The following is a 19,701-nucleotide window of genomic DNA, read 5'->3' on the forward strand; positions in this document are numbered from 1 at the left end:
TCATCCTTTCACGGCGCCTTGCATGATTCCGCCGATTATCTGTTTGCCGAGCAGGGCGAAGACGATGACCAGCGGCAGGGTGCCGAGCGCGGTGCCGGTCAGGCTGAGCGCGTAGTCACTGATGTAACCCGCCGCCAGCGTGGAGAGCGCGACCTGCACGGTCGGGTTCTCCGGGGTGAGCACGATGAGGGGCCAGAAGTAGTCGTTCCAGGCCGACATGAACGTGAGCATGCCCAGCACGGCCGCCGCGGGCCGTGCGGCGGGGAGCACCACGTGCCAGAACAGGCCCCAGGTGGTGCAGCCGTCCACACGTCCCGCCTCCAGCAGCTCGGTCGGCAGGGCCCGCGACAGGTACTGCGTCATGAAGAAGACGCCGAAGGCGTTGGTCAGCGCGGGGACGATGAGCGCGTACATGCTGCCGGTCCACTCGAGCTTCACCATCAGCAGGTACAGCGGGATGATGCCGAGCTGGGTCGGCACCATCATCGTCGCCACGGTGAGCAGCAGCAGGACCTTGCTGCCGCGGAAGCGCAGCTTGGCGAAGGCGAAACCCGCCAGGGTGGAGAAGAACATCACCGACAGCGCGATCGAGCCGGCGACCAGCACGGAGTTGAGCAGCGCCAGGGCGAAGGGGACGGTGTCGAAGACGCGGCCGATGTTGGCGAGCAGGTTGCCGCCGGGCAGCAGCGGCGGGGGCACGTCGGCCAGCGCGGCGTTGTCGCGGGAGGCCACCACGACGCTGTAGTAGAGCGGGAGCGCCGAGAAGAACGCCACCGCGATCAGCGTGAGGTAGATCAGGGTGCGGGCGGTGCCCGCCGTGCGCGGCATCACGTCAGGTTCCCCCTCGTCCGGCGGGTCAGCAGGTAGTTCACGGCCGCGATGACGACGATGAAGAGGAACATCATCCAGGACACGGCGGAGGCGTAACCGAAGTCGAGCTTGACGAAGTTCTCGTAGATGAACAGCGACAGCGTCTGGTACTGCCGGTCGGGGCCGCCCGTGGGGCTGTAGACGCCGAACAGCAGCGGCTCGGCGATGACCTGCATGGCGCCGATCGTGGAGGTGATGACCACGAAGACGATGGTCGGCCGGATCATCGGCACGGTGATCTTGCGGAGCTGGGTCAGGCCGCCGGCTCCGTCGATGGTGGCCGCCTCGTACAGCTCGCGCGGCACGGCCTGCATCGCGGCCAGGAACAGGAGCGCGTTGTAGCCGGTCCACCGCCACATGATCATGACGGAGATGGCGATGTGGGAGGTGGCGGTCCCGGCGTTCCAGTCGATGGCGCCGGCGCCGAACCACGACAGCACCCAGTTGATCAGCCCGTAGTCGCGGCCGAAGAGCTGGCTGAAGATGACGACGACGGCGACGACGCTGGTGACGTTGGGCAGCAGCAGCGTGACGCGGAACAGCGTCTGGGAGCGCAGCGGGCGGTTGAGCAGGTGGGCCAGCCAGATGGCCAGCAGGAGCTGCGGGACCGTGGAGATCACGCCGATGGACAGCGTGTTGAAGGTGGCGTTCCAGAAGTAGTCGTCGCCGAGGAGAGCGGTGAAGTTGTCCAGGCCGACGAACTCGTGGACGTCGGACAGCAGCGTCCACTCGTGCAGGCTCACCCAGGCGGTGTAGGCCAGCGGGAACAGCCCGAAGGCGCAGAACAGCAGGAAGAACGGGGCGACGTAGGCGTAGGGGGACGCCTTGACGTCCAGCCGGTGGGCGAGGTGGCGCCGCTGGGCGCGCGGACGGGACCGCACGGGCGCGGGGGGCGGTGTCGCCGCCAGGTTGTCGGGGGCACGGGTGGCCATGGCAGCTCCTTTCGGCAGGCCATCGGGTCCGGCGGCCGGGCCGCGCCGCCGGGGGCGCCCGGCCGGGGTGGACGGCCGGCGGCGCCGCCGGGGCGGGCACGACTACCAGGGGACCTCGCGGATCGGCGGCCGGCCCGCTGGTGCCGGGCCGGCCACGCGTCGCGGGTTACTTGATCCGGTCGAGGTCCTTGACGGCCTGCGCCCACGCGTCCTGCGGCGACTGCTTGCCCTGTTCGATGCGCTGGAGGGCGTTGCCGAAGGCGGTCAGGACGTCACTGGCCTTGGGGCCGACGTGCTGGGGCCTGAGCGCCTTGGCCGCGTCGGTGAAGATCTTGCCGGTGGGGGCGTCGTTGAAGAAGTCGTTCTTGAACCCGGTGATCGTCGGGTCGTCGTAGAGCGCGGGGATCGAGGGCAGCGCGCCCGCGTCGGTGAACAGCTTGAGCTGGGCGTCCTTGCCGGTGAGCAGGTCGATCAGCTCCGCGGCCTCCTTGGGGTGCTTGCCCTGCTTGGGGGCCATGAGGTGGGTGCCGCCCTGGTTGCCGCCGCCACCGCCGGGCACCGCGGCGACGTCCCACTTGCCGGCCGTGGTGGGCGCGGCGTCCTTGATGCTGCCGGTCTTCCAGGACGGGCAGATGATGGTGGCGAACGAGCCCTTGGTCAGGCCGGTGTTCCACGGAGGGCTGAAGGCGGCGAGCTTGGCCGACTCGTCGGCCTGGATCATCTGGGCGTTCAGGTCGAACGCCTTCTTGACGTCGGGGTTGGTGGCGGCGATCAGGTTGTTCTGCTCGTCGTAGAAGCCGACGGGCGCCTGGTCGACCATGGCGCGGAAGTTCTCGCCGGGCCCGTCGAACCACTTGGCGCCGGAGACCTTGGCGGCGACGAACTTCTTGCCCGCCTCCATGTAGGCCTCCCAGGTGGGCCAGAGCTTGGAGACCTCGTCGCGGTCGGTGGGCAGGCCGGCCTTCTTGAACAGGTCGGTGCGGTAGCACATGGCCAGGCCGCCGACGTCGGTGCCGAGGCCGAGCAGCTTGCCGCCGTCGGCGGACAGCCCCTGCTTCCACTTCCAGTCCAGGTAGTCGGACTGGCGCTTGCCCAGGCCGTACTCGTTGAGGTCGTAGAACCTGTCGGCGAGCGGGGTGAAGGTGGCGATGTAGCCGGCCTCGACGGCCTCGACGTCGGCGGCTCCCGAGCCGGTGGCGACCTGCGTGGTGAGGTTCTTGTGGTGGTCGTTGAACTGGGAGCGGCGTTCGATGATCTCGACGTTCGGGTGCGTCTTCTTGAACTCCTCGTACAGCGGCGCGAAGTGGAAGTCGCTGAACAGCGCGACGGTCAGCTTGATCTTCTCGGCCGGCTGGGCGGCACCGGAGGAGGCGCCGGCGCCCGCGCCGTCACCTCCGCCGCCGCACGCGGTGACACTGACGGCCAGCACCGCGGCGAGCAGAGGGGTGACCATCCCGGGGCGGAACTTGCCCATAGACCCTCCTGGGGGGCGAATTGTGGATCTTGGAGGGAGCGCTCCCCGAGAAGCGTCACGCCGCCCCCACGTCCGTGTCAACGGGTTCACCGGTAACGATCGCCGTGATGTGCACAAGTGAAGCGGCGACGACATAAGAAAGCGCTCTCTAAGATCGACGCGAGCATTCGCAGGTCAGAGCGTGTGTCACATTGACACCGCCTTATGACTGAGAGCGCTCTCAGCGCGATTCTCCGGGCGTTTCGCGGGTGATCGGCAGGTTTCCTTCGTGTTAACGGGCCACTTGACAGCTCTTCACACGAAGCGCAGTCTCGGCTTCCAGGGAGCGCTCCCCGAACCCCCCACGCCATCCCGAGGAGACGCCGTGAGATTGCCCCGCGGCCCGAGCCGTTGTCGCTCGGGCCTGCTGTTCGCCACCGTGGCCGCCGTGATCACCTCCTGTCTCACCCTGGTCCCGGCCGCGGCCGCCGCCCCGCTCGCCGCGTGCGGCACCGACAACGCCGCCCGAGGGCGGCCGGTCACCGCGTCGTCCGCCGAGAACATCGCCTTCCCCGCCGCCTCCGCGGTCGACGGCGACCCCGGCACCCGCTGGTCCAGCGCGTTCAGCGACCCGCAGTGGATCCAGGTCGACCTCGGCTCGGCCAAGGAGATCTGCGGCGTCACCCTCAGCTGGGAGGCCGCCTACGGCCGGGCGTTCCAGATCCAGACCTCCTCCGACGCCGCCGCCTGGACCCCGATCTACACCACGACCACCGGCGCCGGTGGCACGCAGAACCTCGCGGTGACCGGCACCGGGCGCTACCTGCGGGTGTACGGCACGCAGCGCGCCACGCAGTACGGCTACTCGCTGTGGGAGCTGGCCGTCCAGACCGGCTCGGGGACCACCACCCCCACCCCCACGCCGACGCCGACGCCGAGCGACCCCGGGGGCGACAGGCTGCTGTCGTACGGCAGGCCGGGCGTGGCCTCCACCACCCAGGACGACGTCAACTGCGGCGGCTGCGTCGCCTCCAGGGCGTTCGACCGCGACCCGGCGACGCGGTGGGCGACCAGCTCCACCACCGGATGGGTCGACCCCGGCTGGATCTACGTGGACCTCGGCGCGACCGCGCAGATCCACAAGGTGATCCTGCAATGGGACCCGGCCTACGCGCGGGCGTTCCAGATCCAGACCTCCCCCGACGCGGTCACCTGGACCCCGATCTACACGACGACCACCGGCACCGGCTTCAAGCAGACCCTGACGGTGAACGGCACCGGCCGCTACGTGCGCATGTACGGCACGCAGCGCGCCACGGCCTACGGCTACTCGCTGTGGGAGTTCCAGGTCTGGGGCACCGGCGGCGCGCCGATCACCCCGCCCCCGCTGCCGTCCGACCCGCGCAACCCTCCGCAACTGGTGTGGAGCGACGAGTTCAACGGCGCGGCCGGCAGCAGGCCCGACCCCGCCAAGTGGACCACCGACACCGGCACCGGCCCGAACAACGAGCTGGAGTACTACACCAACAACAACGCGTCCATGGACGGCGCGGGCAGCCTCGTGATGGAGGCCCGCAAGGAGGTCACCGCGGGATCGTCCTGCCCGGGCGGCACCTGCCAGTACACCTCGCACCGGATGAACACCGGCGGCAAATTCACCTTCACCTACGGCCGCGTCGAGGCCCGGATCAAGGTGCCGAAGGGCAACGGCCTGTGGCCGGCGTTCTGGATGATGGGCGCCGACTTCCTCACCGGCCGCCCCTGGCCGTACAACGGTGAGGTCGACATCATGGAGGTCCTCGGCAAGGACACCAAGACCGCCTACTCGACGCTGCACGCTCCCGCCTACAACGGCGGCGGTGGCTACGGCTCGCCGTACACCCTGGCCGGCGGGGCGGACTTCTCCGACGACTTCCACGTCTGGGCCGCCAACTGGGACAGCAAGGGCATCGTGTTCACCCTCGACGGCCGGACGGTCTTCACCGCCGACAAGGCGACGGTCGAGGCGACCCGCGGGCCGTGGGTCTACGACCACCCCTTCTACATCATCCTCAACCTCGCCGTGGGCGGCGACTGGCCCGGTCCGCCGGACGCCACCACCGGGTTCCCCAAGCGGATGCTCGTGGACTACGTCCGCGTGTACCAGTGACCGGGTGACGCGGCCCCTCCCCTCCGGCGGCCCTCCTGTCCGGAGGGGAGGTCATCAGTGCGATATGTCGCCAATGGCGTCCTGTGACCATCGAGCGACATCCCACGGCTACCCTCCCGAGCCATGAGTTCCAGAATCGGCCGGGTCCTGGCCGCCGCCACCGCGGCGGTGGCCGCCGGCCTGCTCGCCTCCCCCGCGCCCGCCTCAGCCTCCGGCGGCCACACGGTGAAGGTCACCGTGATGGCCACCTCCGACATCCACGGCAACGCCCTTAACTGGGACTACTACAAGAACGCCGAGTACGACGACAGCGCGCACAACAACGTCGGGTTGGCCAAGGTCTCCACCCTGGTCGGTCAGATCCGCGCCGACCGCGGCGCCGGCCACACGCTGCTGTTCGACTCCGGCGACACCATCCAGGGCACTCCGCTCGACTACTACTACGCCAAGGTCGAGCCGATCACCGAGACCGGCCGGACCCATCCGATGGCCAAGGCCATGAACGCCATCGGGTACGACGCCGTGACGCTCGGCAACCACGAGTTCAACTACGGGCTCCCCCTGCTGGCCACCTGGGTCAAGCAGATGAGGGCGCCCGTGCTCGGCGCCAACGCCGTCTCGGCCAAGACGGGCCTGCCGGCGTACCGGCCGTTCGTCATCAAGACGATGAAGGTCAAGGGCGACAAGCCGGTCAAGGTCGGCGTGCTCGGCCTGACCAACCCGGGCATCGCCATCTGGGACAAGGCCAACGTCGAGGGCAAGCTGAAGTTCCTGGACCTGGTCGCCACCGCCAAGAAATGGGTGCCGGTGATCCGCGGCCTCGGCGCCGACGTCGTCATGGTCACCGCGCACGCCGGCGACAACGGCCTGTCCTCCTACGGCACCGACCTGCCGGTCGAGAACGCCGCGGCCATGGTCGCCGAGCAGGTGCCCGGCATCGACGCCGTCCTGTTCGGCCACGCCCACAACGACGTCCCGCAGAGGTTCGTCACCAACAAGGTGACCGGGCGGCAGGTGCTGCTGACCGAGCCGGGCAAGTGGGGCCAGCGCCTGTCGGTCGTCGACTTCACCCTGGCCAAGCAGAAGGGCCGCTGGACCGTCGCCGGCAAGTCCTCCACCACGGTCAACACCAACACCGTGGCCGAGGACCCGAAGATCGTCGCGCTGATGAAGGACCAGCACGACAAGACGGTCGGCTACGTCAACCAGGTGATCGCCCAGTCCAAGGAGCAACTGTCGGCGGCCGAGTCGCCGTACAAGGACACCCCGATCCTGGACTACATCCAGAAGGTGCAGACCGACCTGGTGAGCAAGGCCATCGCCGGGACGCCGGACGCCTCGCTGCCGGTGCTGTCGATCGCCGCGCCGTTCAGCCGCACCGCCGTCTTCCCGGCCGGCCCGGTGAGCGTGCGCGACATGGCGGGCCTGTACGTCTACGACAACACGCTGTTCGGGGTGAAGCTCACCGGCGCCCAGATCAAGGACTACCTGGAGTACTCCGCCAAGTACTTCGCCCAGGTGGCCCCCGGCGCGCCGGTCGACCTGGCCACGCTGACCAACGCGGGCGGCACTCCGGACTACAACTACGACCAGCTCTCGGGCGTCACCTACGACATCGACATCTCCCAGCCGGTCGGCCAGCGCATCGTCGGCCTGTCCTACCAGGGCACCCCGGTGACCGCGGACCAGCAGTTCGTGGTCGCCGTCAACAACTACCGGCAGTCGGGCGGCGGCGGCTTCCCGCACGTCGCGACGGCCCCGGTCGTCTACAACGCCCAGGTGGAGATCCGCCAGGCGCTGATCGAATACGCCACCGCCTCCGGCACCATCGACCCCGCCACCTTCGCCACCCCTAACTGGAAACTCACCCGCGCAGGCGTCCCGGTCTTCTAGACACACCTCTCTTCTCGACACACCTCCCCCGGCCGGTGCTCCCCCCCAGAGCACCGGCCGGCCCTTTCCCGGAAGCCGTTCCGGCCCGCCGATCGGCGCGGATCACCCCGAGGTCCGAAGCGGCCGGTCCGTGACGGACTGGGCGAGTTCGAACCAGACGAGGGTGCCGGAGGGCCGTCGCTCGAAGCCCCAGCGCGAGGAGAGGTCGTCGACGATCGCGAGGCCCCGGCCGTCGGGCTCGTCGTCGGCGGGCGTGCGCACGTGGGGGATCTTGGACGAGCCACCGTCCTCGACTGCGACCAGCACACCGGTGGCGGGGAAGGCCACCGACACCAGGAAGTCCTGCTCGACGGCATGCCGCACCACGTTGGCCGCCAGCTCGCTGGTCAAAAGCATGGCGTCGTCTCGGCAGGGGTGCTCTTCGCCGAGCAGTCCGGCGACGAAGGCGCGGGCCGGCCTGACCTGCGAGGCGGACGGGGCGAACCGGTGCCTGATCACCGGAAGCCCCGTGAACGCGGCCGGACCGGTGAGAGGGTGCGTCGTCCGCTCACGCTCCACGTCCGAGGAGTCCTCCCTGGTTTCGGAGGCCGAACGGAACAAGGCGGTCAGCCCGCCCAGCGCCGCAGCCAGAGCACGAGGCCGCATCGCGATCATCGGGATACTTCCCTTCTGTCTCATGAGAACGCTCCGGGCCGACGCGGACGCCACGATCAGCGCCGCACGGCCCTGCCCGGATCGGTCTGTGGTGATCCGGTGCTTCGTCCCGGGTCGCCGGAAGGACGATCTATCGACCTGCATGGCGCGACCTCCGGTCCGGCCGAATTGTGGACGCGATTCTTGCGACGGCAACCCTTCGTGTGCTTGTCGTCACACACCATGACAGACACAGTGCATGCATGCACAGGGATCGCGGAAACGTACCACTTGGACACGATGAGTAGTAACCTTCCGTCCGTCCCGACGCGATGAGGTGATCACATGAGCGCGAAGCGTGGCATGACCTTGCGGGCCCAGTGGCTTGGTCGGCAACTCCGTGAGCTACGCGAAGCCGCGGGTCTCAAGCTGCCCGAGGCGGGCGACTACATCCAGCGCGACGGTGCCACCATCAGCCGTCTGGAAACCGGTCTGTATCCGGCGCGCACGCCCGACGTCCAGGCGCTGCTCGATCTCTATGGAATCGCCGATCCGCATAAGCGCGGCGATCTGATGAAACTCGCTGCCGAGGTGTGGCATGAGGGCTGGTGGGACAGCTACTCGGGCAATCTCTCGAAGCTCATCGTCGACTACGCGTGGGTGGAATCAAGGGCACGGGTGATCCGGTCCTTCGACGCCTTGGTGATCCCGGGATTGCTTCAGACGATGGGCTACATGGAGGCGGTCATCCGGCAGACCGACACGGATCCGACGCTGGCCGCGTCAGGGGCGCGATTCCGGCTGGAGCGCCAGCAGATCCTCACCGCTGCGGAGCCACCTCGGATCGAGGTTGTCCTGGATGAGGGCCTCCTGCGGCGGCGGGTGAGCGGGGAATCCGGCATGAAGGAACAGCTCGCACACCTGCTCGATCTCGGCCATCTTCCGAACATCGACATCAGGATCCTGCCGTTCGCGGCCGGTGCCCATGCCGCTCACGATGGTTCGTTCAGGATCTTCGAGATGCCCGAGCCCTATCCACAGATCGGATATGTCGATACTCCCGCCGGCGGGATCTACGTTGAAGCGGAGGGAGTGGATAGGCTTATGCTGAAATTCGATCGCATACAGTCAGAATTGCCAGATTCCTCCGAGTCCTTGAAGCTGATACGAGCGGCGATGGACGAGTTCGACGAGCTCAGCGGAAGGTGACGATGTCGGCCCCCGAGCATGAGCAGACCGCTGCGTGGCACATCAGCAGTTTCAGTCCCGACGCCGGTTCCAATTGTGTCGAGGCGGGGCCGTTGCTCGACGGGAGTGGGCGGATCGCCGTGCGGCACAGCCGTCACCCCGACGGCCCGACGATCATCTACACCAGGGCCGAGTGGGACGCCTTCCTGGCCGGCGTCCGCGCCAACGAGTTCGACTTCCGGTAGGCACCTCCCGGCAGAGGACTTCGCCGTACGCGAGTCGGCCACAGGACCACATCATCGCACCGCTGAACCCTGCGGGCGGAACGGATCGTGGGCGATGATGTCCGCGCGGTCGCTGGGAGCAGGGGCCGGGCCATTGACATCCTCCGTTGGGGCGGGAACGCTAGGGCCGAACGTGGAGAGCGCTCTCCAAACCGGGGGAAGGAACCAGGGTGACCGACGAGTTCGATGACGTGGTGCGCAGGCTTGGCCTTGAGCGGAAGGTGCGGTTGCTCACCGGGGGGACCGCCTGGAGCACCTACGCCGAGCCGGACGCCGGGCTGCGCTCCCTCGTGCTGTCGGACGGGCCGGTGGGCGTGCGCGGCCCCGGGTGGGACGAGCGCAGCGTCTCGCTGAACCTGCCCTCGCCGACCGCGCTGGCCGCGAGCTGGGACGAGCGACTGGTGGAACGGCTGGGCGCGCTGCTCGGCGACGAGGCCCGGCGCAAGGGGGTCGACGTCCTGCTCGCCCCCACGATCAACCTGCACCGCTCGCCGCTCGGCGGCAGGCACTTCGAGTGCTACTCCGAGGACCCGCTGCTCACCGCCCGCATCGGCGTCGCCTTCGTCCACGGCGTGCAGTCGCGCGGAGTCGCCGCCACCGCCAAGCACTACGTGGCCAACGACTCCGAGACCGAGCGGCTGACGCTGGACGCGCGGGTGGACGAGCGGACGCTGCGCGAGCTGTACCTGGCGCCCTTCGAGGCCGCCGTCGAGGCCGGAGTGTGGGTGGTCATGGCCGCCTACAACGGCGTGAACGGCGCGACCATGTCGGAGAACCCGCTGCTGGCCGAGCCACTGAAGGGCGAGTGGGGCTTCGACGGGCTGGTGGTGTCCGACTGGGGCGCCGTCCGCTCGACGGTCGCGGCCGGGCGCGCCGCGCAGGACCTGGCCATGCCGGGGCCCGACGGCCCGTGGGGCGAGGCGCTGGTCGCCGCCGTCCGGGCCGGCGAGGTGCCGGAGGAGGCGATCGACGACAAGGTCCGCCGGCTGCTGCGCCTGGCCTCCCGCGTGGGCGCCCTGTCCTGGCATGGCGGCGCCTCCGGCGGCGCCCTCCACGGCCAGGCCGCCTCGCCCGCGCAGGAGGGCGCCCCTGGTAACCCGACGACTTCCCTCGGCGGGACGGCCTCTGGGGCGACCGTCCCTGCTTCCGCCGCTGGCCCCGCGTCTTCCGGGGCCCCCGTCGCCCCCCTTCCCAAGAGCGTCGTGCCTCTCGCCGGAGAGTCCTCCGCCGGGCTCGCCGAGGGCGTCGCGCCTTCGGCGGAGGAGCCGGGCAGGGTGGGGGCCGGGGCGGCGGAGGGGTTGTTGCGGGAGGCCGTGGTGGCGGGGACCGTACTGCTGCGCAACGAAGGGCCGATCCTGCCGCTGGACGCCGAACGGCTGCGCACGGTCGCGGTGATCGGACCGAACGCCGCCGCGCCCCGCATCCAGGGCGGCGGCAGCGCGGGGGTGTACCCCGTGCGCACCGTGTCGCCGCTTGAGGGCATCCGTGCCGCGCTCGCCGGGCGGGCCGAGGTCGTCCACGCCGCCGGGGCGCACATCGACGACACGCCCACTCCCCTCGGCCTGGACGACGCGCGCGACCCGCGCGGCGGCGAGCCGGGCGTGCTGGTGCGCCTGCTGTCCGCGGACGGCGCGGAACTGCACGCCGAGCACCGCCTCACCGGGCGCGTGCTGGAGCCGACCATCGTCGGCTCGCCGGCCACCGTCGAGATCCGCGCCCTGCTGTGCCCGCGGGTCGGGGGCCGGTGGACGCTGGCGGTCGCCGGGTGGGACCACGTGAGCCTGGCGGCGGACGGCGTGACGCTCATCGACGACGAGGTGGGGCGCGACAGCGACGACCCGGCGACGGTGTCGCTCAACCCGCCCTACCGCCGGGCGGAGTTGGAGCTCGCCGCGGGCCGGGAGGTCGAGCTGGTGGCCCGGCGGCGCATGGACCCCGGCAGCGGCGTGGCCTTCGTGCTCGCCGCCGACCCGCCGCGCCGTTCCGAGGAGGAGGAGTTCGCCGCCGCCGTCGAGCTCGCCCGAGGCGCGGACGTCGCCATCGTCGTTGCCGGCACGACCGAAGAGGTCGAGAGCGAGGGCTACGACCGCGCCGGCCTCGCTCTGCCCGGCGCGCAGGACGCGCTGGTGCGCGCGGTGGCGGCCGCCAACCCCGCCACGGTGGTGGTGGTCAACTCCGGCGGCCCCGTCGACCTGCCGTGGCGTGAGGAGGTGCCGGCGGTGCTGCTGAGCTGGTTCCCCGGCCAGGAGTACGGGCACGGGCTGGCGGAGGTGCTGTTCGGCGCCGCCGAGCCGGGCGGGCGGCTGCCCACCACCTGGGCCGGCCGCGCACTGGCCGGGACCACGCCGGTGGACGGGGTGCTCGCCTACACCGAGGGCCTGCACATCGGGCACCGGGCCTGGCTGCGCCAGCCGTCGCCCCCCGCGTACTGGTTCGGGCACGGGCTCGGCTACACGACCTGGGCGTACGAGAGCGTCGAGGCGCCCGGCGAGGTCGAACCTGGAGCCCCGTTCACCGTCCGCGTCCAGGTGCGCAACACCGGCGGGCGGACCGGCGGCGAGGTGGTCCAGGTGTATCTGACCCGTCCCGGCAGCGGTGTGGAGCGCCCGGTGCGCTGGCTCGCGGGGTTCGCCCGGGTGCAGGCCGGGCCCGGCGAGAGCGTGGAGACGCGGGTCGAGGTGGCGGCGCGAGCGCTCGCCCACTGGTCGCCCGAGCGGCACGCCTGGGCCTTCGAGCCCGGATCGTTCACGGTGCTGGCAGGGCGTTCCTGCGGGGACCTACCATTGACCGCGACGGTCGCGGTGGCGGCCCCGGCGAACTGACCGCGGCGGCGGCCTGCCCTCCCCAGCGGAAGGGCGGGCCGCCGATGGCGGCACACGGTTCACCGGGCGACGCCGCCCGCGTCCCGCCACGGGGCGCGGCCGGTGGCGGCGTGAACGGAGCAGAGCGGTGCCGGGGCGCGGCCGGTGGCGGCGTGGACGCAGCGGCGCGGTGGCGGTGCGGAGGGAACAGGGCGACGCCGGGGCGCGACCGGTGGTGGCGCGGACGCAGCGGGCGGTGCGGTGGCGCGACCGGTGGCGGCGCCGACGTAGCGGGGCGCGGACGGTGATGGCGCGGACAGAGCAGGGCGGTGCGGTGGCGGTGCGGACGGGGCCGGGCGGTGCGGGGCATCGCCTTGTGACGACCGGACGTTGGAGAGCGCTCTCCAAGCATGCTATAAAGGCCCCATGAGCCTAGGTCGCCCACCAGTGCCGGCTTCCCCGACCCTGGAGGACGTCGCGCGTGCGGCGGGCGTGTCCCGTGCCACCGTCTCCCGGGTCATCAACGGCATCCGCAACGTCGATCCCGCGATCCAGGAGACCGTCAGGCAGGCCATCGCCGCCACCGGCTACGTGCCCAACCGGGCCGCCCGCTCGCTGGTCACCCGCCGCACCGGCTCGATCGCCCTGGTGGTCTCGGGCGCCGGAGAGGAGAGCGAGGAGAACCCTTTTCACAGCCAGGTCTTCGCCGACCCGTTCTTCGGGCGGGTGGCCTCCGGCGTGGTCGGGTTCCTGCGCCCGCGCGGCATCCATCCGACCCTGATGTTCGCCGAGACCGATGAGACGCGGGCCCAGGCCATCGCCTACCTGCGGCAGGGCAACGCCGACGGGGCGATCCTGGTGTCCACCGAGGCGCGCGACCCGCTGCCCCGCCTGATGGTGGAGGCCTCGCTCCCCGCCGTGCTCTTCGCCCGGCCCCCCGAGCCGATCCCGATCAGCTACGTGGACCTCGCGCACCGCACCGGCGCCAAGCTCGCCGCCGACCATCTGATCGCGCGGGGCCGCCGGCGGGTGGCCACCATCGCCGGGCCGCTCGACGTGCCGGCCGCCCAGGACCGCCTGTCGGGCTTCCGCGACGCCATGGCGGCCCACGGCCACCCCTACATCCCCTGCGCCGAGGGCGACTTCACCCTGGCCAGCGGCGAGGCGGCGATGGAGCGGCTGATGGCCGAGCATCCCGGCATCGACGGGGTGTTCATCGCCAACGACCTCATGGCCCAGGGCGCCCTGCCCGTGCTGCGCAACCACGGGCGGCGCGTGCCCGAGGACGTCGCCGTCGTCGGGTTCGACGACAGCAGCGCGGCGACGGCGAGCCGGCCGCTCCTGACGACGATCCGCCATCCCGTCGAGGACATGGCGGCCGAGATGACGCGACTGCTGCTCGCCTACGTGGACGACCCCGACCGCGCGGTCACGTCGGTCATCTTCGAGCCGTCCCTGGTGGTCCGCGACTCCGCCTGACCGCGCCGGCCGCCGGAGCAGGCACGGCCCACCGCACGCGCCTCCCTCAGGCCGCGCCGGCCGCCGGAGCAGGCACCGCCTACCGCACGCGCCTGCTTCAGGCCGTGCCGGTCGCCGGAAGGGCCGAACGACTCCGCGGCCCGGGCATCTCGTCCCTGTGCGGGCCGTCCAGCGGCCTGAGAGGCTCGGAACCCCCCGGCGGGTGGAGGGACGCCGCGGCGTGCGCGCCCCCCGAACCGGCCACCACTGTCGTGCAGGGAATGACGGTCGAATGCGCGTGATATCCGAATCTCGGCTCGCCTCGGTGCTGTCCGGCCTGCCGGGCACTCCCCGGGTGGTGGCCGGCGGCAACTTCTCCACGCCGTGGCGTGCCCTGTCGGTGCTCGACGCGCCCTGGAGAAGGCCGGCGCGCTGGAGGCGGGCGTCCCGGTCACCGCGTCGTTCGTGTTCGGCGGCGCCGAGCTGTACGACTGGATCGACCGCAACGACCGGGTGCGCCTGCTGCGCACCGAGAAGACCAACGACCCCGCGCTGATCTCCCGTCAGCACGCGCTGACCTCGGTGAACGGCGCGTTGCAGGTCGATCTGTACGCCCAGGCGAACGCGGCGCGGGTGCGCGGGCTCATCTACTCGGGCTTCGGGGGGCAGACCGACTTCATCGTGGGCGCGCTGCACTCCCCCGGCGGGCGGGCGATCATCGCGCTGCCGTCCTGGCACCCCAAGGCGGACGTCTCGACGGTGGTGCCGCGGCTGGCCGGGCCGGTCACCTCCTTCCAGCACAGCTTCATCGTCAGCGAGCGGGGCGCCGCGGCCATCTGGGGCCACGACGCCGCCGGCCAGGCACAGCAGCTGCTGGACAACGTGGCCCACCCCGGCGCGCGCGACGAGCTGCGCGAGGCCGGCCGCCGGCTCGGCTTCCCGCTGCGCTGACCCCCGCGAAAGCCGGGCCCGGCGGCGGGGACGGCCGGGCGGCACCGGGCAAGGCTGGGCCGGACCGGGCTGGGCTGGGCTGGGCTGGGCTGGGCCTACTTCACCGCACCTGCGGTGAGTCCCTGAACCAGGTACCTCTGCAGGAGCAGGAAGCCGGCCACGACCGGCACGCTGACCACCAGGGACGCCGCCATGACCTGGTTCCAGTACACGTTGTTCTCGGTGGCGTAGCCGCGCAGGCCGACGGCCAGGGTGCGGGTCGACTCGTCGGTCATCACCGAGGCGAACAGCACCTCGCCCCACGCGGTCATGAACGCGTAGATGGCCACCGCGACGATGCCGGGGATCGCCGCCGGGATGACCACCCGGAACAGCGCGCCGAGCGGGCCGTTGCCGTCCACCTTGGCCGCCTCGTCCAGCGCGGTGGGGATGGAGTCGAAGTAGCCGACCAGCATCCAGATCGAGAACGGCAGCGAGAAGGTCAGGTAGGTGACGATCAGCCCGGTGCGGGTGCCGTACAGCTCCAGGCCGGTCGCGTGCCCGAGGTTCACGAAGATCATGAACAGCGGCAGCAGGAACAGGATGCCGGGGAACATCTGGGTCGACAGCACGGTGACGGTGAAGATCCGGCGCCCGGCGAAGCGGTAGCGGCTGACGGCGTACGCGGCGAAGATCGCCACCGTCACCGACGCCACCGCCGAGATGGACGCCACGACCAGGCTGTTGACGAAGTACCGGCCCAGCGGCACCGTCTGCCAGATGTCGTGGAAGGGCCGCAGGGTGAGGGTCGAGGGGATCCAGTCGAACCCGCTCTGCACGTCGCGCAACGGCTTGAGCGAGGAGCTCACCATCACGTAGAGCGGCAGCAGGGTGAACAGGGCGAGCAGGCCGAGGACGGTCCAGCGCACCCAGGGCAGCCATCGGGGCTCACGCATCGCTCTTCCTCCGGGAGGTCGTCACCAGGTAGACCGCGGTCACCAGCAGCAGGAACAGCAGCAGCAGGACCGACATCGCCGAGCCGGAGCCGAAGTTCCAGGTGATGAACGAGCTCTGGTAGATGTGCACCGAGATCAGGTCCGCCTGCGGCGGGGCCGCCTTCCCGAACAGCACGTACGGGGTGTTGAAGTCGTTGAAGGTCCACAGGAACAGCACCAGCAGCAGCACCTGGTTCACCGGACGCAGCATGGGCATGGTGATCGAGCGCAGTTGCCGCCACCATCCGGCGCCGTCGATGGCCGAGGCCTCGTACAGGTCGTTGTCGATGTTCTGCAGCCCCGCCATGAGGATCAGGAAGGCGAACGGCCAGGTGCGCCAGACGCACACCACGACCACGGCGGCGAAGCTGTTGCCGCCGATCAGCCAGAACGGGCGGTCGCCGAACAGGTGGAGCTGGTCGACCAGGACGTGGTTGACCAGGCCGGTGTCCCGCTGGAACATGAAGCTCCAGGTGATCACGCCGGCGTAGACGGGCAGCGCGTACGGCACCAGGAACAGGGTGCGCAGCAGGCCCCGCCCGCGGAAGGCGCCCTGCATCAGCACGGCCCCCGCCGTGCCGAACAGCCACGACAGCCCGACGGCCAGCACCGTGAACACCACCGTGACCAGGAACGAGTGCAGCAGCGCGGCGCCCACCGCGGAGTCGACGTCGACGGCGACCTTGTAGTTCGCCAGGCCCGCGAACGGGGCGGCCGACCAGTTCCTGATGAAGAACTGCGTCAGCCGCAGGAAGCTCATCCAGGCGCCGACCAGCATGGGGATGACGTGGATCAGCAGTTCGAGCAGGATCGCCGGGAGGATCAGCAGGTACGGCAGGCCTGCGCGGCGCAGCCGTGCGAGGAGCCCGGCGGCGGCCCGCCGCCCGGCTCCCGGCGGACGCGGCCCGCCGTGCGCCGTCGCGGCCGTCCGCCGCTCGTCATGGTGAGGCGTGGTGCGCGCGACCATCTGTTCCTTCTCGGTTCGGCAGGGCCGGTCGTTCTCGGCGTCGCATGGTGGTTCGTCGTCCGCTGTCGCCGCGCCGCCCGGCCGGCCGGCGGCCGGGAGGCGAGGGTGACGGGCGGGGCCGGGCGGGCGGCGATCGGCGTCCGATCGGCGTGCCCGTCCCGGCTCCGGCATGGCCGCAGGTGTCTCGGGGGCGCCTTGGTCAGCTGCCCGGCTGGACCTGCTGGTTGGCCTGGGTCAGCTTGGCCTTGACGGAGTCGTCGGTGATCGGCTTGCCGCCGGCGGCGTCCGCCCAGAGCTGGTTCATGGCCGTGCCGACCAGGGTCTCGAACTGGCTCTCCTCGGGCACCTGGGGCAGCGGCGCGGCGGTGGTGGCCAGGATCTGCTGGAAGGTCTTGATGGTGTCGGTCTGGAACGCCGGGTCGTCGTAGCCGTCGGTGACCGTGGGCAGCGAGCCGTAGGTCTTGTTGAGCAGCTTCTGCTCCTCCGGGCTGGTCATGAACTTGACGAACTTCAGCGCACTGTCCTTGTCCTTGGTGAAGTTGAACACCGACAGGTTGATGCCCGCGACCATGCCGTTGACCTGCTTGCCGCCCGCGCTCGGGTCCGGCAGCGGGATCGGGGCCAGGCCGATGTCGTCCTCGGACATGTCGCTCGCCTTGATGTTGGAGGCGATCGACTGCCACATCAGCATGCCGGCCTTGCCGTTGAGGAAGTCCTGCACGGCCTCGGTGCCGTTGCCGTACTCGGCGTTGCTCGGGTTGACGATCTTGTGCACGGCCATCAGGTCGAGGTACTGCTTGATGCCCGCGACGTTCTGGGGCGAGTCGAACTGCGGCTTGCCGTCGGGGCCGAACAGCTCGCCGCCGTGCTGCTGGGTGAACACGAAGGCGTGGTGGGAGTTCTCGCTGACGCTGGCGCCCTCCACCGCGAGGCCCCACTTGCCGCCCTTGGTGAGCTTCTTGCCGTCGGCGATCAGCTCGTCCCACGTCGCCGGCGGCTTGTCGATGCCGGCGTCCTTGAACATCTTCTTGTTGTAGAAGAGCCCGTAGGTCATGCCGTAGATCGGCACGCCCACCGGCGGCTTGCCGGGGGCGCCGGTCGCGGCGAGGCTGGGGCCGAGGAAGCGCTGCCTGCCGCCGAGACCCGACAGCAGCGTGTCGTCGAAGGGCAGGAAGGCGCCGGTGGCCTGCAGCGAGGCCGACCAGGTGTTGCCGATGTTGACCACGTCCGGGCCCTTGCCGGAGGTGGTGGCCGCCAGGATGCGGTTGAGCAGGTCCGCCCAGGGGACCACCTCGACGTTGACCTTGATGCCGGTCTGCTGCTGGAACTTGTCCAGTTCGGGCTGCAGGATCGACTTGTCGGCCTCCAGGCTGGGGCCCTGGTTGGAGGCCCAGTAGGTCAGCGTCTTGCCGGCGCCCGATCCGGAGCCGGCGGTCGCGCCGCCCGCGCTTCCGCCGTCGCCGTCGCCACCGCCGCACGCCGCGGCCGCCGCGAGCACGACACCCGCGATCGCCAGGTAACCGAACTTCTGTATACGCACTGCAATCCCCTCAGATCTTCGCGACCACGGCCGGGGCCGCTGGTGTCGCCGTACGCGGGAGCGGCTTCGCCGGGAGCACGGGAAACCGCGGGAGGCCCTCGAACCGCAGGTGGAGCGCGAGCATGGAGGCGTCGAGCCGGTCCGGGAGGGACCCGGCGGGGGTGCGGGGTGGATGCACGGCCCTCTCCTTGTCGCAGGGGGTGTCCGCCGCCCGTCCTGGCGGCGGGGGCTGGAGAGCGCTCTCCTGACCGAGACTGTCTGGATTGGGAGAAGTTGTCAACACTCCAATGTTGACGATTTGGAAACACGCCCGGAACCGCCCTGCTCATCGACCATCCGGGACGAAACCGGCACGTGACCGGGTCGCGGGGAAACCGCTCTCCATGATCGGCGTACCGGCGTGACCTCCGCCCCGCCGCCACGCCGGCCGTCCTCCGCCTTCGGGAACCGGCGCCGGGGGCCGATCGTTTCCCGTGCGGTCAGGTCATACAGGCACGGCCAGAGAGGAAACCGTGGTCTTCAAACGGATGCTGGGAGCGCTGGGAGTCGGGGGTCCCTCGGTCGACACGGTGCTGTCCACCACGCGGGTGCGGCCGGGCGGCACGCTGACCGGTGAGGTGCGGGTCAAGGGCGGCGACTTCCCCTCCGACATCGAGTACGTCTCCCTGTCGCTGGTCGCCCGCGTGGAGGTCGAGTCGGGGGACTCCGAGCACACCGGCACGGCCGAGTTCTTCGGCGCGCGGGTCTGCGGCCCCTTCCACCTGCGCGAGGGGGAGATGCGCACCATTCCCTTCCAGATGCCCCTGCCCTGGGAGACGCCGGTCACCGAGGTCAACGGCACGCGCCCGCACGGCGCGTTCGTCGGCGTGCGCACCGAGCTGTCGGTCGCCAAGGCCGTCGACAAGGGCGACCTGGACCCGATCTCGGTCGTCCCGCTGCCCTCACAGGAGGAGGTCCTGCGCGCCTTCGCCCGGCTCGGCTTCCACCTCAAGAGTGCCGACCTGGAGGCCGGGCGGCTGCACGGCGTCCACCAGCGGCTGCCGTTCTTCCAGGAGATCGAGTTCCACCCGCCCGCGGCCTGGGCCGGCCGCGTCAACGAGGTCGAGCTGACCTTCGTCGCCGACCCGGCGGGGCTGGTGGTGGTGCTGGAGGCCGACAAGCGCGCCCGCCTGTTCCAGCCCGGCCACGACGCCATCGGCCGCTTCCAGGCCACCCACGAGCAGGCGGCGCGCATCGACTGGGCCGCCGAGATCGGACGCTGGCTGGACGGCGTGGCGAACGGCCACCACACGGCCGGACACAGCGGGTACAGCGGACACGGCGGACACGGTGGACACGGTGGACACGGCACGTACGGCGGCCAGTACTGGCACCAGGGCGACCCCCACGGCCACGGCGGGCACTACGGGCACCACCGCGACCACCACGACGGGCCGGGCTGGGGCGCGGTGGCGGCGGCCGGCGCCGCCGGCGTCATCGGCGGCATCGTGGCGGCCGAGGCGATCGACGAGATCGGCGACTTCTTCGGCGGTGACGGCGGCGACGGCGACGACTGGTGACCCCCAGGCGGAACGGCCGGCGATCCCCCCGGCTGGGGCGGCCGGCGAC

At 70.8% G+C, this 19,701-nt stretch carries 16 protein-coding genes; 8 read left to right on the top strand and 8 right to left on the bottom strand.

Annotation, left to right across the window (positions count from 1 at the left end):
• The 3 genes from ABZU32_RS12785 to ABZU32_RS12795 form a co-directional block, all read right to left on the bottom strand.
• Positions 1-828, bottom strand: coding sequence for a carbohydrate ABC transporter permease (locus ABZU32_RS12785; protein ID WP_354921057.1), 828 nt, complete (start codon positions 826-828; stop codon positions 1-3).
• Complete coding sequence (locus ABZU32_RS12790; protein ID WP_354921060.1) at positions 828-1,802, bottom strand: sugar ABC transporter permease; 975 nt, start codon at positions 1,800-1,802, stop codon at positions 828-830. Before ABZU32_RS12790 ends, ABZU32_RS12785 begins: the two co-directional genes overlap by 1 nt.
• Positions 1,803-1,968: 166 nt before the next feature.
• Positions 1,969-3,276 (bottom strand): extracellular solute-binding protein, encoded by a 1,308-nt coding sequence (locus ABZU32_RS12795; protein WP_354921063.1) that lies wholly within the window; start codon positions 3,274-3,276, stop codon positions 1,969-1,971.
• Between the two features lie 364 nt (positions 3,277-3,640).
• Here ABZU32_RS12795 and ABZU32_RS12800 point away from each other — a divergent pair, with 364 nt between their 5' ends.
• Both ABZU32_RS12800 and ABZU32_RS12805 read left to right on the top strand, forming a co-directional pair.
• Positions 3,641-5,404, top strand: coding sequence for a discoidin domain-containing protein (locus tag ABZU32_RS12800; RefSeq protein WP_354921066.1), 1,764 nt, complete (start codon positions 3,641-3,643; stop codon positions 5,402-5,404).
• A 123-nt stretch (positions 5,405-5,527) separates the two neighbouring features.
• Positions 5,528-7,297 carry a 5'-nucleotidase C-terminal domain-containing protein gene (locus ABZU32_RS12805; RefSeq protein WP_354921069.1) on the top strand — a complete coding sequence of 590 codons (1,770 nt, stop codon included), beginning with the start codon at positions 5,528-5,530 and terminating at the stop codon, positions 7,295-7,297.
• Positions 7,298-7,399: 102 nt separating this feature from the next.
• On the opposite strand, the gene ABZU32_RS12810 is transcribed toward ABZU32_RS12805, so the two are convergent.
• A complete protein-coding gene (locus ABZU32_RS12810) occupies positions 7,400-7,951 on the bottom strand; it encodes an ATP-binding protein (RefSeq protein WP_354921072.1) in 552 nt (183 codons plus the stop codon).
• Positions 7,952-8,275: 324 nt separating this feature from the next.
• Here ABZU32_RS12810 and ABZU32_RS12815 point away from each other — a divergent pair, with 324 nt between their 5' ends.
• The 5 genes from ABZU32_RS12815 to ABZU32_RS12835 all read left to right on the top strand — a co-directional run bounded on the left by ABZU32_RS12815 (position 8,276) and on the right by ABZU32_RS12835 (position 14,612).
• Positions 8,276-9,139 (top strand): helix-turn-helix transcriptional regulator, encoded by an 864-nt coding sequence (locus tag ABZU32_RS12815; RefSeq protein WP_354921075.1) that lies wholly within the window; start codon positions 8,276-8,278, stop codon positions 9,137-9,139.
• A 2-nt stretch (positions 9,140-9,141) separates the two neighbouring features.
• On the top strand, positions 9,142-9,363 hold the full coding sequence (locus ABZU32_RS12820; RefSeq protein WP_354921078.1) for a DUF397 domain-containing protein: 222 nt from the start codon (positions 9,142-9,144) through the stop codon (positions 9,361-9,363).
• A gap of 209 nt (positions 9,364-9,572) precedes the next feature.
• Positions 9,573-12,224, top strand: a complete 2,652-nt coding sequence (locus ABZU32_RS12825; protein WP_354921081.1) for a glycoside hydrolase family 3 C-terminal domain-containing protein — start codon at positions 9,573-9,575, stop codon at positions 12,222-12,224.
• A 426-nt stretch (positions 12,225-12,650) separates the two neighbouring features.
• Positions 12,651-13,682 (top strand): LacI family DNA-binding transcriptional regulator, encoded by a 1,032-nt coding sequence (locus ABZU32_RS12830; protein ID WP_354921083.1) that lies wholly within the window; start codon positions 12,651-12,653, stop codon positions 13,680-13,682.
• A 363-nt stretch (positions 13,683-14,045) separates the two neighbouring features.
• Positions 14,046-14,612, top strand: coding sequence for an acetyl-CoA hydrolase/transferase C-terminal domain-containing protein (locus ABZU32_RS12835; protein ID WP_354921086.1), 567 nt, complete (start codon positions 14,046-14,048; stop codon positions 14,610-14,612).
• Between the two features lie 95 nt (positions 14,613-14,707).
• On the opposite strand, the gene ABZU32_RS12840 is transcribed toward ABZU32_RS12835, so the two are convergent.
• From ABZU32_RS12840 to ABZU32_RS12855, 4 genes are all read right to left on the bottom strand, one after another.
• Positions 14,708-15,547 carry a carbohydrate ABC transporter permease gene (locus ABZU32_RS12840; protein ID WP_354921089.1) on the bottom strand — a complete coding sequence of 280 codons (840 nt, stop codon included), beginning with the start codon at positions 15,545-15,547 and terminating at the stop codon, positions 14,708-14,710.
• Entirely contained in the window at positions 15,540-16,553 is a 1,014-nt protein-coding gene (locus tag ABZU32_RS12845) for a sugar ABC transporter permease (protein ID WP_354921092.1), read from the bottom strand. The genes ABZU32_RS12840 and ABZU32_RS12845 overlap by 8 nt, the downstream gene beginning before the upstream one ends.
• 199 nt (positions 16,554-16,752) lie before the next feature.
• Positions 16,753-18,093: a sugar ABC transporter substrate-binding protein gene (locus ABZU32_RS12850; protein ID WP_354921095.1), complete on the bottom strand. Its 1,341-nt coding sequence runs from the start codon at positions 18,091-18,093 to the stop codon at positions 16,753-16,755.
• Between the two features lie 10 nt (positions 18,094-18,103).
• Complete coding sequence (locus ABZU32_RS12855; RefSeq protein ID WP_354848906.1) at positions 18,104-18,271, bottom strand: hypothetical protein; 168 nt, start codon at positions 18,269-18,271, stop codon at positions 18,104-18,106.
• A gap of 334 nt (positions 18,272-18,605) precedes the next feature.
• Between ABZU32_RS12855 and ABZU32_RS12860 the strand changes: the two genes are divergently transcribed.
• Positions 18,606-19,652, top strand: a complete 1,047-nt coding sequence (locus ABZU32_RS12860) for a sporulation protein (RefSeq protein ID WP_354921098.1) — start codon at positions 18,606-18,608, stop codon at positions 19,650-19,652.
• Positions 19,653-19,701 lie beyond the last annotated feature (49 nt).

Origin of the sequence: Sphaerisporangium sp. NPDC005288, assembly GCF_040607475.1 — a bacterium.
Classification (GTDB): Bacteria; Actinomycetota; Actinomycetes; order Streptosporangiales; family Streptosporangiaceae; genus Sphaerisporangium; species Sphaerisporangium rhizosphaerae.